The following is a 13,862-nucleotide window of genomic DNA, read 5'->3' as shown; positions in this document are numbered from 1 at the left end:
CTGTCATGGCTGCGCAAACCGTCGCAAGTACCACCACCACCGACTCCGCCCTCGGCGCCCAGGGTGCCCAGGACGCCGGAGCACCCGCACCGTTCGGACCGGCCGCCGCGCTGTCCTGCCGGGAGTGCGGCACCCGCTACCCGCTGAGCCCGGTCTTCGCCTGCCTGGAGTGTTTCGGGCCGCTCGAAGTGGCCTACGACCTGCCGACCGGCGACCCCGAGGCGCTGCGCGCGCGGATCGAGGCCGGGCCGACCAACATCTGGCGGTACGCCCCGCTGCTGCCGGTGCCGGTCGACGTCGCCACCAAGCCGAACCTCAACCCCGGCTGGACCAAGCTCGTCAAGGCCGACAACCTCGCCCGCGAACTGGGCATCACCGGCGGCCTGCACGTCAAGGACGACTCCGGCAACCCCACCCACTCCTTCAAGGACCGGGTGGTCGCGATCGCGCTGGAGGCCGCCCGCACCTTCGGCCTCACCACGCTGTCCTGCTCCTCCACCGGCAACCTGGCCGGCGCGGTCGGCGCCGCGGCCGCCCGGGCGGGCTTCCGCTCCTGCGTGTTCATCCCGCACGACCTGGAGGCCGGCAAGGTCGTGATGGCCGCGGTCTACGGCGGCGAACTGGTCGGCATCGAGGGCTCCTACGACGACGTGAACCGCTTCTGCTCCGAGCTGATCGGCGACCCGATCGGCGAGGGCTGGGGCTTCGTCAACGTCAACCTGCGGCCGTACTACGGCGAGGGCTCCAAGACGCTCGCCTACGAGATCGCCGAGCAGCTCGGCTGGCGGCTGCCGGACAACCTGGTCATCCCGATCGCGTCCGGCTCGCAGCTCACCAAGATCGACAAGGGCCTCAAGGAGCTGATCGCGCTCGGCCTGGTCGAGGAGAAGCCCTACAAGATCTACGGTGCCCAGGCCGAGGGATGCTCTCCGGTGTCGGCGGCCTTCAAGGCCGGGCACGACGTCGTGCGGCCGGTGAAGCCGGACACCATCGCCAAGTCGCTGGCGATCGGCAACCCGGCGGACGGCCCGTACGTCCTGGACATCGCCCGGCGCACCGGCGGGGCCGTGGAGGACGTGAACGACGAGCAGATCGTGGACGCGATCAAGCTGCTCGCGCGGACCGAGGGCATCTTCGCCGAGACCGCGGGCGGTGTGACCGTCGGCGTGCTGAAGAAGCTGATCGAGTCCGGGCAGCTCGACCCGGCCGCCGAGACCGTCGTGCTCAACACCGGCGACGGACTGAAGACCCTGGACGCGGTGGCGCCGACCACCGGACCGACCGCGACCATTCGCCCGACCCTTGCCGCATTCCGAGAGGCTGGCCTCGCATGAGTGCTTCCGTACGTATCCCCACCATTCTCCGCACCTACACCGGCGGCCAGGCCGAGGTGCCCGCCGAGGGTTCGACCCTCGCCGAGGTGATCGGCTCGCTCGAGCGCGATCACAAGGGCATTTCGGCGCGCGTGCTGGATGACGCAGGAAAGCTGCGGCGCTTTGTGAACGTGTATGTCAACGACGACGACGTGCGGTTTTCCCAAGGGCTGGAGACGGCCGTGCCGGATGGCGCGAGCGTCTCGATCATTCCCGCGGTAGCCGGCGGCTGAACCTCGCGGACGGACTTCGTCTCGGCGACCGAACCGGCCGTCGCCCAGCGGGAGTTGGTCCGCCAGTGCGGGTTCTGGCGGTTTGTGCCCCGTTCACCCCTTCGGGTGGACGGGGCATCCGCGTCACAGGGCGGTAGTTGAAAAGTTGTACAGTTGCCGGGGGCAATCTCGCAGCGCGGACACCCGGTCGAGCCGGCTGCGGCGATTTATCGCCAAATTCACGAACGAATTCTCCCTTTCGCCCTTTATGTCCGGCCCGGGTTGCCCTGGCTTATCGTTTTTTCTCGGGCTATTTCCGATGGGTCGCGCCCAGAATTCTCGTCCGATTGACCTGTTGCAGACGGCATCCGTGCAGATACATTCAGCCGCGGTCGACGCGTTCCGGCGCACGCCCCCCAGGACCCCCACCTGTCGACGGTAAGGGGCGAACGGGTGGGTGAGGTCTGACCCGGGCCCGTGAAGTGCGGGGCCGCGATAGGGCCAGCAATAGGGGAGTTAGGAATGGCTCAGGGCACCGTCAAGTGGTTCAACGCGGAGAAGGGCTACGGCTTCATCGCGGTCGACGGTGGTGCGGATGTCTTCGTCCACTACAGCGCGATTCAAATGGACGGGTACCGCACCCTCGAAGAAGGCCAGCGGGTCGAGTTCGAGATCTCGCAGGGTCAGAAGGGGCCGCAGGCGGACATGGTCCGTCTCGCCGGCTGACTTCACGGCGCGTTCGGCCATCGACGCGACCTTTCACACGGAGGAGCCGCACCCCACGGGGTGCGGCTCCCCCTTTTTTCCCGCCCGCGGGGCTCCTCGCTGGAAGGCGTGCGCCTTCCAGGGGGCGCTGGGGGCGCTCCCAGGCGAAGCGCTGGGGGAGGGGGTACCTCCCGGCGAGGCCGGCGGGAGAACCGCGCGAGCGACCGCCCACGGGCAGGTGGCCCGGCAACTCGCCGCGGGGGCCGGGCCGGCGGGCGCGGCGCGCCCCGCAAGCGGCCGAACGCGCAGGTCCGCGTGGGTGCGGCCCACGCCGCAAGGACGCCCCTGCCGACGGGGGTGGGCGCCGCCCGTCCGCCAGGGCACCCCTCCCACGGGGGGTGGGCACCCAAGGACCGCTTGCACTCGCACAGGGAGAGTGCTAATCATTGGCGTTAGCACTCTCCCTGTGAGAGTGACAGCAGGGCCGGGTCGGTGAGGGTCGTACGGGTGCCGGGAAGGAACCGGTGGCCGGCGGTCCGTCCGTCGCGGGCACCACACGGTCCCGAGCGCAAACAACCCAGTCCGCGGAGGACACTTCACCATGGCCAAGATCATCGCGTTCGACGAGGAGGCACGGCGCGGCCTTGAGCGCGGGATGAACCAGCTCGCCGACGCCGTCAAGGTCACCCTGGGCCCCAAGGGCCGGAACGTGGTCCTCGAAAAGAAGTGGGGCGCCCCCACGATCACCAACGATGGTGTCTCCATCGCCAAGGAGATCGAACTCGAGGACCCGTACGAGAAGATCGGCGCCGAGCTGGTCAAGGAAGTCGCGAAGAAGACCGACGACGTGGCCGGTGACGGCACGACGACCGCGACCGTCCTGGCCCAGGCCCTGGTCAAGGAGGGCCTGCGCAACGTCGCCGCGGGCGCCAACCCGATGGCCCTCAAGCGCGGGATCGAGAAGGCCGTCGAGGCCGTCTCCGCCGCGCTGCTGGAGCAGGCGAAGGATGTGGAGACCAAGGAGCAGATCGCCTCCACCGCCTCCATCTCGGCCGCCGACACCCAGATCGGCGAGCTGATCGCCGAGGCCATGGACAAGGTCGGCAAGGAAGGCGTCATCACCGTCGAGGAGTCGCAGACCTTCGGGCTCGAGCTCGAGCTCACCGAGGGCATGCGCTTCGACAAGGGCTTCATCTCCGCCTACTTCGCCACCGACCTGGAGCGGATGGAGGCGTCGCTCGACGACCCCTACATCCTGATCGTCAACTCCAAGATCTCCGCGGTGAAGGACCTGCTTCCGCTGCTGGAGAAGGTCATGCAGTCCGGCAAGCCGCTGCTGATCATCGCCGAGGACGTCGAGGGCGAGGCCCTCTCCACCCTGGTGGTCAACAAGATCCGCGGCACCTTCAAGTCCGTCGCCGTCAAGGCCCCGGGCTTCGGTGACCGCCGCAAGGCCATGCTCGGCGACATCGCCATCCTCACCGGTGGCACCGTCATCTCCGAGGAGGTCGGCCTCAAGCTGGAGAACGCGGGCCTCGACCTGCTCGGCCGCGCCCGCAAGGTCGTCATCACCAAGGACGAGACGACCATCGTCGACGGCGCCGGTGACACCGAGCAGGTGGCCGGCCGGGTCAACCAGATCCGCGCCGAGATCGAGAACAGCGACTCGGACTACGACCGCGAGAAGCTCCAGGAGCGCCTGGCGAAGCTGGCCGGCGGCGTGGCCGTCATCAAGGCCGGTGCCGCCACCGAGGTCGAGCTCAAGGAGCGCAAGCACCGCATCGAGGACGCGGTGCGCAACGCCAAGGCCGCCGTCGAGGAGGGCATCGTCGCCGGTGGTGGCGTGGCCCTGCTCCAGGCGTCCGCCGTCTTCGAGAAGCTGGAGCTGGAGGGTGACGAGGCGACCGGCGCTGCCGCCGTCAAGATCGCCCTCGAGGCCCCGCTGAAGCAGATCGCGGTCAACGCCGGCCTCGAAGGCGGCGTCGTGGTGGAGAAGGTGCGCAACCTCACCCCCGGCCACGGTCTGAACGCGGCCACCGGTGAGTACGTCGACCTCGTCGCCGAGGGCATCATCGACCCGGCGAAGGTGACGCGCTCCGCGCTGCAGAACGCGGCCTCCATCGCCGCGCTCTTCCTCACCACCGAGGCGGTCATCGCCGACAAGCCCGAGAAGGCGGCCCCCGCGGGCGCCCCGGGTGGCATGCCCGGCGGTGACATGGACTTCTGATCCCCCCGGATCGGCGTCCAGCACACGCGTGACGACGGCGCCCCCTCCCTTCGAAGGGAGGGGGCGCCGTCGCGCGTGCGGGAAGGCGTGCGCGGATCAGCCCTGGAGCACGGACTCGACCGCGGCGCGCAGTTCGGGGTCCTGCGGGGTGATGCCCGGACGGAAGCGGGCGACGACCTGGCCGGCCGGGTCGACCAGGAACTTCTCGAAGTTCCACTGCACGTCGCCGGCCTCGCCCTCGGCGTCCGCCTGGCCGGTCAGCGTCCGGTAGACGGGGTGCCGGTCGGGGCCGTTGACCTCGACCTTGTCCGTCATGGGGAAGGTCACACCGTAGGTCGTGGAGCAGAACTCCTGGATCTCCGTGTTCGTGCCCGGCTCCTGCCCGCCGAACTGGTTGCAGGGGAAGCCGACGACGGTGAAGCCCCGCCCCGACAGCTCCTTGTGCAGCTCTTCCAACGCGGTGTACTGCGGGGTCAACCCGCACTGGCTGGCGACGTTCACCACGAGTGCGGCTTTTCCGCCGGTCAGTCGGCCGAAGGTGGTCTCCTCGCCTGCCAGTGTGGTCAGGCCCAGCTCATTCAGATCGCTCATGCCCCCATCATGCTCCCTCCCTCCCGGGGGGAAGCGACCCACCGGGGTGCCTCGCGCTGCCGGCCGAGGGACCACCTGCCGGTGGGGGCCGGGTACCTCCCGGGCGAGGCTCCGGGGGAGTGCCGTTCTCCGCGCCTCTGCGCACCTGCGGCTTCTTCCGCGAAAGGAGCCGCACAGAACCAGGCGCGCGCCACCACCCGCCGGCAGGTGGTCCCCGAACCGGCGGAACGAGGCACCCCGACGGGTCAGTTCACCGCGTCGAGCGCTTCGCGGAGGTGGCCGCCGGAGGCGGCGAGGAGGCGGAGGGCGGTCGGGGCGTCCACCTTCGCCAGGAGGGCCAGGATCGCCGGCTTGACCTCGCCGTCGGTCGCGCTGAGCGCCTCCTCGATGGCGGCGTCGGCCGCACCCGTGGCGAGGGCGACGATACGGCGCGAGCGTGCCCGGAGCTTCTCGTTGGACGCCCGCACGTCGACCATCAGGCTGCCGTAGGTCTTGCCGAGCCGGATCATCGTGATCGTCGAGAGCATGTTGAGCACGAGCTTCTGGGCGGTGCCGGCCTTCAACCGGGTGGAGCCGACCACGAGTTCGGGCCCGACCACCACCTCGATGCCGTGGTCGGCGGCCGCGGCCAGCGGCGACCCGGCGTTGCAGGACAGCCCGACGGTCAGTGCCCCGGTCCGGCGGGCGGCCTCGACCGCGCCGAGGGCGTACGGCGTGCGCCCGGACGCGGAGATTCCCACCACGCTGTCGGCTTCGGTGAGGTCCAGCGCGGCCAGGTCCGCCGCCGCGAGTTCCTTGCTGTCCTCGGCGCCCTCGATCGAGGTGACCATGGCCGCCGGGCCGCCCGCGATCAGTCCGACCACCTCGCGTCCCGGCGTGGTGTTGAAGGTCGGCGGGCACTCGCTCGCGTCGAGTACGCCCAGCCGTCCGGCAGTGCCGGCGCCGGCGTAGACCAACCGGCCGCCGCGGCCCATGCGTTCGGCGATGCCGTCGATGGCGGTCGCGATCAGCGGCAGCTGCTGGGCGACGGCGGCCGGCACGGTGAGGTCCTCGCCGTTCATGATCCGCGCGATCTCCAGTGTGGACAGCCGGTCGATCTCGGCGAGTTCGGGTCGGAACGCCTCCGTGGTGAGCGTCTCCAACTCCCGGCGCAACTCGGTGTACTGGTCGGTCATGTGCGGCTCGTTCGTCCTTCTCGGGTGGCTGGCGCGATGCGGGGGGATGGGTGAAGCACGGTGGGTGCGGCGAGCACGGCGCCAAAGGGGTGAGGGTCGGGTCGATCGGGTCGGTCGGGTCGCCGGCGGCGGGTGGAGCGCGGGCCGGCGGCGGGAGGGGCGTCGCGGTCAGCTGGGGCGCGGCGCGCGGTGGGTGTGCCGGTGGGCCAGGGCCTCGTAGGAGGCGGACAGCGCGGGTGCGGCCTCGTCGTAGGTGCGCTGCGCCACGCCTATGAACAGGCAGTCCACCACCAGGAGCTGGCTGGTGCGGCTGGACATCGCGGCCGGTCTCAGCTCGCTCTCCCGCGAGCAGGAGGTGGTGAGCACCACGTCGGCGTACTGCGTGACCGGGCCGTCGGCACGGCCGCTGATCGCGATGGTGGTGGCGCCGCGGTCGAAGGCGACCCGCAGCGGTTCGATGACGTCCTGCGTGGTGCCGGAGTGCGTGATCGCCAACGCCACGTCGCCGGGCCGTAGTTGTACGGCGTTGGTGACCGCCAGGTGCGGGTCGATGTGGGCGTGCGCGATCAGCCCGATCCGCAGCAGCTTCTGCGCCAGGTCCTGGCCGACCAGTCCCGACGCGGCGATTCCGTACACGTCGATCCGCCGGGCGACCGCCAACGCGGCCACCGCGGCCTCCAGTTGGGCGGTGTCGAGCTGGGACGCGGTGTCGGCGAGGGTCTGCTGCTCCTCCAGCGCGAGCTTGGTGACCACGTCGCCGAGCGGGTCGTCGACGGCGATGTCGGCGGTGACGGCGGGTGCGGCGCCGGTGGCCTGGTGGGCGGCGAGCGCGGCGAGCGCGAGCCGCAGGTCGCGGTAGCCGGGGTAGCCGAGCAGGCGCGCGGTGCGGACGACGGTCGCCTCGCTGGTCCCGGTGCGGACCGCCAGCGCGGTGACGGTGAGGTGCGAGCAGCCGGCCGGGTCGCTCGCGACGGCTTCGGCGACCCGCTGCATGGAGCGGGTCATCGAGGGCGCGAGAGTGCGGACCTTGGCGGCGAGGGCCCCGGGGTCGGGGGCCGTGACTGGTGCGGGCGCGCCGGGTACGCCCCGGAGGGCGCGGACGCTCGGGGAGAAAGTTTCCTTCACGCTATAGGTCACCCTCTGAAAGGTATTTTCACCTCCGCTGCCGCGTCAACCCCGCAGCGCCGGGTGGCGTCGAGGAGCCGTCCAGGAGCGTGGTAGACGGGCGCGCGGACCGCGACCCCCGGGCGTCTCGAACGGGCCGGCCGCGGTGGCCATGGCGGGGTCGCGCGCCGCCGGTTGCACAATGGACGGATGGAAGCCGCCCTCCACGACGCCCGCGCGCGCGTCCTCGCCGACATGAAAGCCCGCGACGTCGCCGACGCCGAGATCGTCTCGCTGCTGGAGGACGCGCTGAGCAAGCGCCGGTGGTGGCTGGAGCAGTGGCCGCAGGGCGCCGAGTTCGTGCCGGGGCTGCTCGCGCAGGACGTGCAGGACGCGCTGCTGGAGACGCACGGCCGGTGGCCGCTGTGCCCGCTGTGCGACGACCCGCACGCCCTGGCGGTCGAGCCGGAGCTGGGCGCGGACCCGCACTGGGTGTGCGAGGTCCGGGGCGAGGCGGTCGCCGCCGTCGGGGCGCTGGGCGCGCTGGGCGGGTGAGGCGCGGATGACCGTCTACATCGATCCGCCGACCTGGCCGGGCCACGGCCGGGTCTGGTCGCACCTGGTGAGCGACAGCTCCTACGCCGAACTGCACGCGTTCGCACGGCGGTTGGGTGCGCCGCAGCGCGCGTTCGAGCGGGACCACTACGACATCCCGTCGGCCGACTACCCCGAGGCGGTGCGGCTGGGCGCGGTCGAGATCGGCAGCAAGGAACTGGTGCGGCGGCTGACGGAGGCGGGCCTGCGCCGCAGGAAGCCGCCGCCGGGCGGACCCGCGCCCGCCCGCTGAGCCGAGGCGCGCCACCGCACTGGCGCCGGCTCCGGGCGCCCCGCCCATGCGGTGACGGTCGGCCTCGTCACGGTTCCGGCGGGCACCGCGGCCTGCCTGCCTGCTCGCGCTGCGCCTGCTGCCGCGCAGGGCCTGGCGGACGCGTTTGGCCACTACGGCTGACCCGCCCGGCGAAAAGGGCGCAGTTCCCCGCCCCCGGGGGCGGTCGCCGGACTCCCGTAATCGGCCCCTATTCGGCGTGTGAATTCCGAATGAACAGGGCCGCCGGCCGTGCCCGCGGGAATGGGGAATCCTCTTGTCCCGCGGTGCGCGCGCTGGCTACGATCGCTGCTCTATGTCCTCCGCACCCGCAGAACCCCGCGAGCCCGACGACAGACACCACCCTTCCCACGAAGCCGAGCCGGCGCGACCGCCACAACCAGCGGCGTCGACCCTCCCGGCCGGGCCGGCGGAATCCCCGGAATCCGCGGAATCCGCCGCCGCGACCTCCCGGCCGGCCGCGCTGGGCCGCGAACTCGTCGAGATCCACGACTGGTTGCGTACCGAACTGGCCCAACTCCGCGCCGAGGTCGAACTCCACCTCGACGGTCGCCCTTCGCCCGGCCGCCAACCGTCCCGGCCGCTCACCGCGCACTGCCTCTACTTCTGCGCCGCCCTGACCGGACACCACCGCGCCGAAGACGCCGGCGCCTTCCCGCTGTTGGCCGAGGAATTTCCCCAACTGCGGCCGACCATCGAGAAACTGGCGGAGGATCACCTGCTCGTCGGCGAGATCATGGCCCGGCTCGAAACGGTGGTCGCCGGCATTCCCGCCACCCCTTCCGACGCCGAGGCGCGCCGCGTCCGCGGCGAACTCGACGGACTCGCCGCCATCCTGGAGTCGCACTTCACGTTCGAGGAGAAGCGCATCGCCGCCGCGCTCGACGCACTTCCGGGGACCGGACGGCGGACCGCGGCGGACCTGCTCGGAACGGCGTCACCCGACAGCCGCTGACGGGCCGTCCACCGCCATTGTGGGCTCGTATGCTCCTCAAATTATCTTGACAATTTGAGGGTTTAGATGCGAAATTCGCATACCGGTGATCCGGGGGTGTGGGGGCGCCTGCGGGTCGGCGTGGTGGGAGGCGCGGAGGGGGCTCCTCCCGCCGCGCAGCCGGCCAGGTTCCGGCCCGCCGCCGGTCGGGTTCCGCCGGTCGGGTCCCGCCGGCCGGGTTCCGGCCCGCCGGTCAGGTTGCGGCCCGGGCCGCCAACCGCCGGGCGAGGTACCCCGCCGTCCGGCTGCCCTCGGCCTCGGCCACCTCGGCCGGCGGCCCGGCCGCCACCACCCGGCCGCCGTCGTCACCCGCGCCGGGCCCCAGGTCCAGCACCCAGTCCGCGCCGGCCACCACGCCCATGTCGTGCTCGACCACCACCACCGAGTTGCCCGCCTCGACCAGCCCGTGCAACTGCCGCATCAGCAGGTCGGTGTCGGCCGGATGCAGGCCGGTCGTCGGCTCGTCCAGGAGGTAGAGGGTGTGGCCGCGCCGGGCCCGCTGCAACTCGGTTGCCAGCTTGATGCGTTGCGCCTCCCCGCCGGACAACTCCGTTGCCGGCTGGCCGAGTCGCAGATAGCCGAGGCCGACGTCGCGCAGCGTGCGCAGGCTGCGCTCGGCCGCGGGCACGTCGGCGAAGAACCCCGCCGCGATGTCGACCGACATGTCCAGCACCTGCGCGATGTTCCGTCCGTGATAGGTGATCTCCAGCGTCCGCGGGTTGTAGCGGGCGCCGTGGCAGGTCGGGCAGGGCGCGTACGTGCCGGGCAGGAAGAGCAGTTCGACGGCGACGAACCCCTCGCCCTGGCAGGTCTCGCAGCGGCCCGACGCCACGTTGAACGAGAACCGCCCCGGGGTGTAGCCGCGCGCCTGCGCCTCGTCGGTGCCGGCGAAGACCCGCCGTACCGCGTCGAACAGGCCGGTGTACGTCGCCAGGTTCGAGCGCGGGGTACGGCCGATGGGCCGCTGGTCCACGCGGACGAGACGGTCCACGACCTCGATGCCCTCGACCGACCGCACCCGCGCGACAGCCGTCCCCGGACCGCCCGTCCCCGGTCCGCTCGCGCCCTCCCACGGGTCGTCCCCCTCCCCGTCCGCGGGCTCCGCCTCCTCGCCCGCGCCCCCCTCCGGGCTCAGCCGCGCCGCGACCACCTCCGCCAGCACCTGGCTGACCAGCGTGGACTTCCCCGAGCCCGACACCCCCGTGACCGCGGTGAACACCCCCCACGGCACATCGACGTCGAGGTCGTGCAGGTTGTGCCGGTTCACCCCGCGCAGCCGCAACCACCCGGCCGGCGAACGCGGTTCACGCCGCACCCCGGCCCCGGCCCCGGCCGTATCCCCGCCGCCGGCCCCGGCCGTACCACCGTCCCCGAACAGGTACTTCCGGGTGGCCGACTCCGCCACCTCCGCCAACCCCGGCACCGGCCCGCTGTAGAGCACCCGGCCGCCCTGCTCGCCCGCGCCCGGGCCCACATCGACCACCCAGTCCGCGCGGCGCACCACGTCCATGTCGTGCTCCACCACGAACAGCGTGTTGCCCTCCGCCCGCAGCCGGTCCAGCACCGCCAGCAGCGGCTCCGTGTCCGCCGGGTGCAGCCCGGCCGACGGCTCGTCGAGGACGTAGACGACACCGAACAGCCCCGCCCGCAACTGCGTGGCCAGCCGCAGCCGTTGCAGTTCACCGGGCGAGAGCGTCGGGGCCGGGCGGTCCATGCCGAGGTAGCCGAGGCCCAGGCCGACCAGCACCTCGATCCGGGCCACCAGGTCCTGGGCGAGGGAGACCGCGGCCTCGGTGGCCTCGCCGGAACCGGCCGAGGCGGTCGCCGCGCCCGGTGCCGCGAGGCCCGCGGTCTTCCGCAGCACACCGGCGAGTTCGGCCAGCGGCAGCGAGGCCAGCTCCGCGATGTCGCGGCCCGCGAAGGTGACCGCCAGCGCCTCGGGCCGCAGCCGCTTGCCACCGCACACCGGGCACACCGCGCTCTCCAGATGGCGCTGCACGCGCCGCCGGGTGGCGGGGCTCTTCGACTCGGAGAACGCGCGCATCACATACCGCCGCGCGCTCATGAACTTTCCCTCGTACGGCCGTTGGATACGCCCGGCCTCGCGCACCGGGTGCACGGTCACCACCGGCTGCTCGTCGGTGAACAGCAGCCAGTCCCGGTCCGCCTGCGGCAACTCCCGCCACGGCCGGTCGATGTCGTAGCCGAGCGCGTCCACCACGTCGCGCAGGTTCTTGCCCTGCCAGGCGCCCGGCCAGGCCGCGATCGCGTGCTCGCGGATGCTCAGCGACGGGTCGGGGACGAGCGAGGACTCGGTGACCCGGTGCACCGTTCCCAGGCCGTGGCACTCCGGGCACGCGCCGATCGCGGTGTTCGGCGAGAACGCGTCGGAGTCCAGCCGCTCGGCGGTACCCGGCGGGTACGACCCGGCGCGCGAGAAGAGCATCCGCAGCAGGTTCGACAGCGTCGTCACGGTGCCCACCGACGAGCGCGAACTCGGGGCGCCGCGCCGCTGCTGGAGCGCGACGGCCGGCGGCAGCCCGCTGATCTCCTCCACCTTCGGCGCGCCCACCTGCTGGATCAGCCGGCGGGCGTACGGCGCGACCGACTCGAAGTACCGCCGCTGGGCCTCGGCGTAGAGGGTGCCGAAGGCCAGCGACGACTTTCCGGACCCGGAGACCCCGGTGAAGACGGTCAGCGCGTCACGCGGGACGTCGACGTCCACGCCGTCCAGGTTGTGCACCCGCGCGCCCCTGACCCGCACGTACGGGTCGGAGGCGCCTTCGCGATCATTGCCCACGGCTCCACTGTCCCACCGGCGGCGCGGTCATGCCCGCGGCGGGAGGTGCGGGGGCTCACCGTCGGTCCACACCGGGGTGATGGACAGGTCGCCGAACCGCCAGCCGTCGGCCGTACGGCGAAGCGCCGCGCGGCACCGCCCGCCGACCGTGAAGATCCGGCCGTCCGGGTGGAGGTGCGTCATCAGCGCGTTCCACGACGCGTCGGCGGTCGCGCCGTCCGCGGCGGCCGTCACCAGCACGTCCGTCGACATGTGCTGGGTCCGGTCGAACCGGCGCAGGGCCTCCTCCGCCTGCGCGGCGATCGCCTCCCTTCCGCGTACGGCGCCCACGGGGGCCCGGACCGCCGCGTCCTCGGTGAAGAACGCGGCGGTCCACCCGGCCTCGAACGCCCGCTCGTCGAGGGCGCGGAAGTAGCGGCTCACGAGGGTGCTGACGGCGGTCTGCGGTTCCAGGGGGGTGTCCATGCGGACGATCCTGCGACCTCAAGCGGGCTTGAGGTCAAGGGGACGCGCGGGTCGAGGGGAGGCGCGGGTCGAGGGGACGCGCGGGCCGTCACGCCGTACGGGACGGCTCGGGGAGGAGGAGGCCCAGTGCCAGGGCGACGGGCGGGACGACGAGGAGGGCGGTGAGGGCGCCGCGCGGACCGTGGGCGTCGGCGATGAGGCCGAGGATCGGGGAGAGCAGCCCGCCGATGCTGACGCCGAGCCCGAGGGTGACGCCGGCCGCGGTGCCGGGGCGGGTGGGCAGGTAGTCCTGGCCGAGCTTGACGAGGACGGCGAAGGGGAGGTTGAGGCAGACACCGGTGAGGACCGCGAAGAGCAGCGGCGCGATGCTGCCCGGCGTGAGCACGAGCCCGGCGAGCATGGGCAGCGCGAGCGCGCCGCCGAGCTGCACGGTGCGCACCATGCCGATCCGGTCCGCGATCCGCCCGCCCAGCAGGGTCCCGCCGACCCCGCCGGCGAGGAAGACGGTGAGCGCGGCCCCGGCCAGCCCCCGGGAGGCGTGCAGATGCCTGATCCAGTACAGCTCGATGAACGTGTTCACCCCGAAGAAGGCCACGGAGCGCACCACTTCGAGGCAGGTCAGCGCGGCGAACGGCCCCCAGCGGTCCTTTCCGGCGCGGGCCGCCGCCGACGTGGGAACCGCGTGCCGCCGGCGGCGGCGCAGCAGGACGTACCCGGTGAGGACGGCGGGCGGGATGAACAGGGCGGTGGCGCCGACGCCCCACGCGATCAGCGCGGGGGTGGCGAGGACCGGCGCGAGGAAGAAGCCGACGCTGCCGCCGGCCGCGAAGACGCTCATCGCGGCGGCGCTGTCCCCGGCGTCCTCGCGGGCGGACTTCCCGGCGGCCGGGTGGAACATGGCGATGCCGAGCCCGGAGAGCATGATCAGGCACCACACGGCGGCGTACGACGGGACCAGTCCCGACAGGCCGAGGCTGATCCCGGCGATGGCGACGCCGACTCCCGCGAGCCAGCCCAGCCGCATCCGGTCCACCGCCAGCCCGATGAACGGCTGCGGCACCGAACTGCCCAGCGTGGCGGCGAGGGTGAGGCCGGACGCGGCGACGTAGCCGTAGTGCCGGTCGAGGACGAAGTACGGCACGGTCGCCGGGACCAGGCCCTGGTAGAGGTCGTCGACGGCGTGGGCGATGCCCCACACGCGCATCCGCTGCCAGGTGGTGCGGGCGGGGGCCGGCCCCGGGGGGCCGGAGGAGTCCGGTCGAGGTGTTGCCGTGTCGGCGGTCTGGGTCATATCCGCAGCCTGCCGAGTGGGCACACTGGTCGACTACCG

At 72.4% G+C, this 13,862-nt stretch carries 13 protein-coding genes; 7 read left to right on the top strand and 6 right to left on the bottom strand.

Annotated elements, in window-relative coordinates; genetic code table 11:
* The first annotated feature begins 5 nt into the window (after positions 1–5).
* The 4 genes from thrC (at position 6) to groL (ending at position 4,517) form a co-directional block, all read left to right on the top strand.
* Positions 6–1,334, top strand: a complete 1,329-nt coding sequence (gene thrC, locus ACIPAE_RS33040) for a threonine synthase (RefSeq protein ID WP_328465218.1) — start codon at positions 6–8, stop codon at positions 1,332–1,334.
* Positions 1,331–1,606 (top strand): MoaD/ThiS family protein, encoded by a 276-nt coding sequence (locus ACIPAE_RS33035; protein WP_329368185.1) that lies wholly within the window; start codon positions 1,331–1,333, stop codon positions 1,604–1,606. The genes thrC and ACIPAE_RS33035 overlap by 4 nt, the downstream gene beginning before the upstream one ends.
* Positions 1,607–2,107: 501 nt before the next feature.
* Entirely contained in the window at positions 2,108–2,311 is a 204-nt protein-coding gene (locus ACIPAE_RS33030; RefSeq protein WP_009339379.1) for a cold-shock protein, read from the top strand.
* A 580-nt stretch (positions 2,312–2,891) separates the two neighbouring features.
* Positions 2,892–4,517: a chaperonin GroEL gene (gene groL / locus ACIPAE_RS33025; protein ID WP_328465213.1), complete on the top strand. Its 1,626-nt coding sequence runs from the start codon at positions 2,892–2,894 to the stop codon at positions 4,515–4,517.
* Between the two features lie 96 nt (positions 4,518–4,613).
* Here groL and ACIPAE_RS33020 read toward each other — a convergent pair whose 3' ends face one another.
* From ACIPAE_RS33020 to ACIPAE_RS33010, 3 genes are all read right to left on the bottom strand, one after another.
* Positions 4,614–5,108, bottom strand: a complete 495-nt coding sequence (locus ACIPAE_RS33020) for a glutathione peroxidase (RefSeq protein ID WP_328465211.1) — start codon at positions 5,106–5,108, stop codon at positions 4,614–4,616.
* Between the two features lie 245 nt (positions 5,109–5,353).
* A complete protein-coding gene (murQ, locus tag ACIPAE_RS33015) occupies positions 5,354–6,283 on the bottom strand; it encodes an N-acetylmuramic acid 6-phosphate etherase (protein ID WP_329368188.1) in 930 nt (309 codons plus the stop codon).
* Positions 6,284–6,451: 168 nt separating this feature from the next.
* Positions 6,452–7,420, bottom strand: a complete 969-nt coding sequence (locus tag ACIPAE_RS33010; RefSeq protein WP_402450328.1) for a MurR/RpiR family transcriptional regulator — start codon at positions 7,418–7,420, stop codon at positions 6,452–6,454.
* Positions 7,421–7,597: 177 nt separating this feature from the next.
* Here ACIPAE_RS33010 and ACIPAE_RS33005 point away from each other — a divergent pair, with 177 nt between their 5' ends.
* The 3 genes from ACIPAE_RS33005 (at position 7,598) to ACIPAE_RS32995 (ending at position 9,228) form a co-directional block, all read left to right on the top strand.
* Positions 7,598–7,942: a hypothetical protein gene (locus ACIPAE_RS33005; protein ID WP_402450325.1), complete on the top strand. Its 345-nt coding sequence runs from the start codon at positions 7,598–7,600 to the stop codon at positions 7,940–7,942.
* 7 nt (positions 7,943–7,949) lie between these two features.
* A complete protein-coding gene (locus tag ACIPAE_RS33000; protein WP_329368193.1) occupies positions 7,950–8,234 on the top strand; it encodes a DUF4031 domain-containing protein in 285 nt (94 codons plus the stop codon).
* 334 nt (positions 8,235–8,568) lie between these two features.
* Positions 8,569–9,228: a hemerythrin domain-containing protein gene (locus ACIPAE_RS32995; RefSeq protein WP_402450322.1), complete on the top strand. Its 660-nt coding sequence runs from the start codon at positions 8,569–8,571 to the stop codon at positions 9,226–9,228.
* A gap of 232 nt (positions 9,229–9,460) precedes the next feature.
* On the opposite strand, the gene ACIPAE_RS32990 is transcribed toward ACIPAE_RS32995, so the two are convergent.
* The 3 genes from ACIPAE_RS32990 to ACIPAE_RS32980 all read right to left on the bottom strand — a co-directional run bounded on the left by ACIPAE_RS32990 (position 9,461) and on the right by ACIPAE_RS32980 (position 13,823).
* A complete protein-coding gene (locus tag ACIPAE_RS32990; protein ID WP_402450319.1) occupies positions 9,461–12,067 on the bottom strand; it encodes an ABC transporter in 2,607 nt (868 codons plus the stop codon).
* Between the two features lie 27 nt (positions 12,068–12,094).
* On the bottom strand, positions 12,095–12,532 hold the full coding sequence (locus ACIPAE_RS32985; protein WP_402450317.1) for a nuclear transport factor 2 family protein: 438 nt from the start codon (positions 12,530–12,532) through the stop codon (positions 12,095–12,097).
* Between the two features lie 88 nt (positions 12,533–12,620).
* Positions 12,621–13,823, bottom strand: a complete 1,203-nt coding sequence (locus ACIPAE_RS32980; protein WP_402450315.1) for an MFS transporter — start codon at positions 13,821–13,823, stop codon at positions 12,621–12,623.
* Positions 13,824–13,862: the final 39 nt, after the last annotated feature.

Source organism: Streptomyces sp. NPDC087270 (assembly GCF_044744625.1).
Lineage (GTDB): Bacteria > Actinomycetota > Actinomycetes > Streptomycetales > Streptomycetaceae > Actinacidiphila.
This window is presented reverse-complemented; position numbering and strand designations above follow the sequence as displayed.

Excerpts from the sequence above, each read along its gene's own strand:
- murQ (WP_329368188.1), bottom strand. The coding sequence starts at position 6,283 with ATGACCGACCAGTACACCGAGTTGCGCCGGGAGTTGGAGACGCTCACC.
- ACIPAE_RS33035 (WP_329368185.1), top strand. The coding sequence starts at position 1,331 with ATGAGTGCTTCCGTACGTATCCCCACCATTCTCCGCACCTACACCGGC.
- ACIPAE_RS33005 (WP_402450325.1), top strand. The coding sequence starts at position 7,598 with ATGGAAGCCGCCCTCCACGACGCCCGCGCGCGCGTCCTCGCCGACATG.
- groL (WP_328465213.1), top strand. The coding sequence starts at position 2,892 with ATGGCCAAGATCATCGCGTTCGACGAGGAGGCACGGCGCGGCCTTGAG.
- ACIPAE_RS33030 (WP_009339379.1), top strand. The coding sequence starts at position 2,108 with ATGGCTCAGGGCACCGTCAAGTGGTTCAACGCGGAGAAGGGCTACGGC.
- ACIPAE_RS32980 (WP_402450315.1), bottom strand. The coding sequence starts at position 13,823 with ATGACCCAGACCGCCGACACGGCAACACCTCGACCGGACTCCTCCGGC.
- ACIPAE_RS33020 (WP_328465211.1), bottom strand. The coding sequence starts at position 5,108 with ATGAGCGATCTGAATGAGCTGGGCCTGACCACACTGGCAGGCGAGGAG.
- ACIPAE_RS32995 (WP_402450322.1), top strand. The coding sequence starts at position 8,569 with ATGTCCTCCGCACCCGCAGAACCCCGCGAGCCCGACGACAGACACCAC.
- ACIPAE_RS32985 (WP_402450317.1), bottom strand. The coding sequence starts at position 12,532 with ATGGACACCCCCCTGGAACCGCAGACCGCCGTCAGCACCCTCGTGAGC.
- ACIPAE_RS33000 (WP_329368193.1), top strand. The coding sequence starts at position 7,950 with ATGACCGTCTACATCGATCCGCCGACCTGGCCGGGCCACGGCCGGGTC.
- thrC (WP_328465218.1), top strand. The coding sequence starts at position 6 with ATGGCTGCGCAAACCGTCGCAAGTACCACCACCACCGACTCCGCCCTC.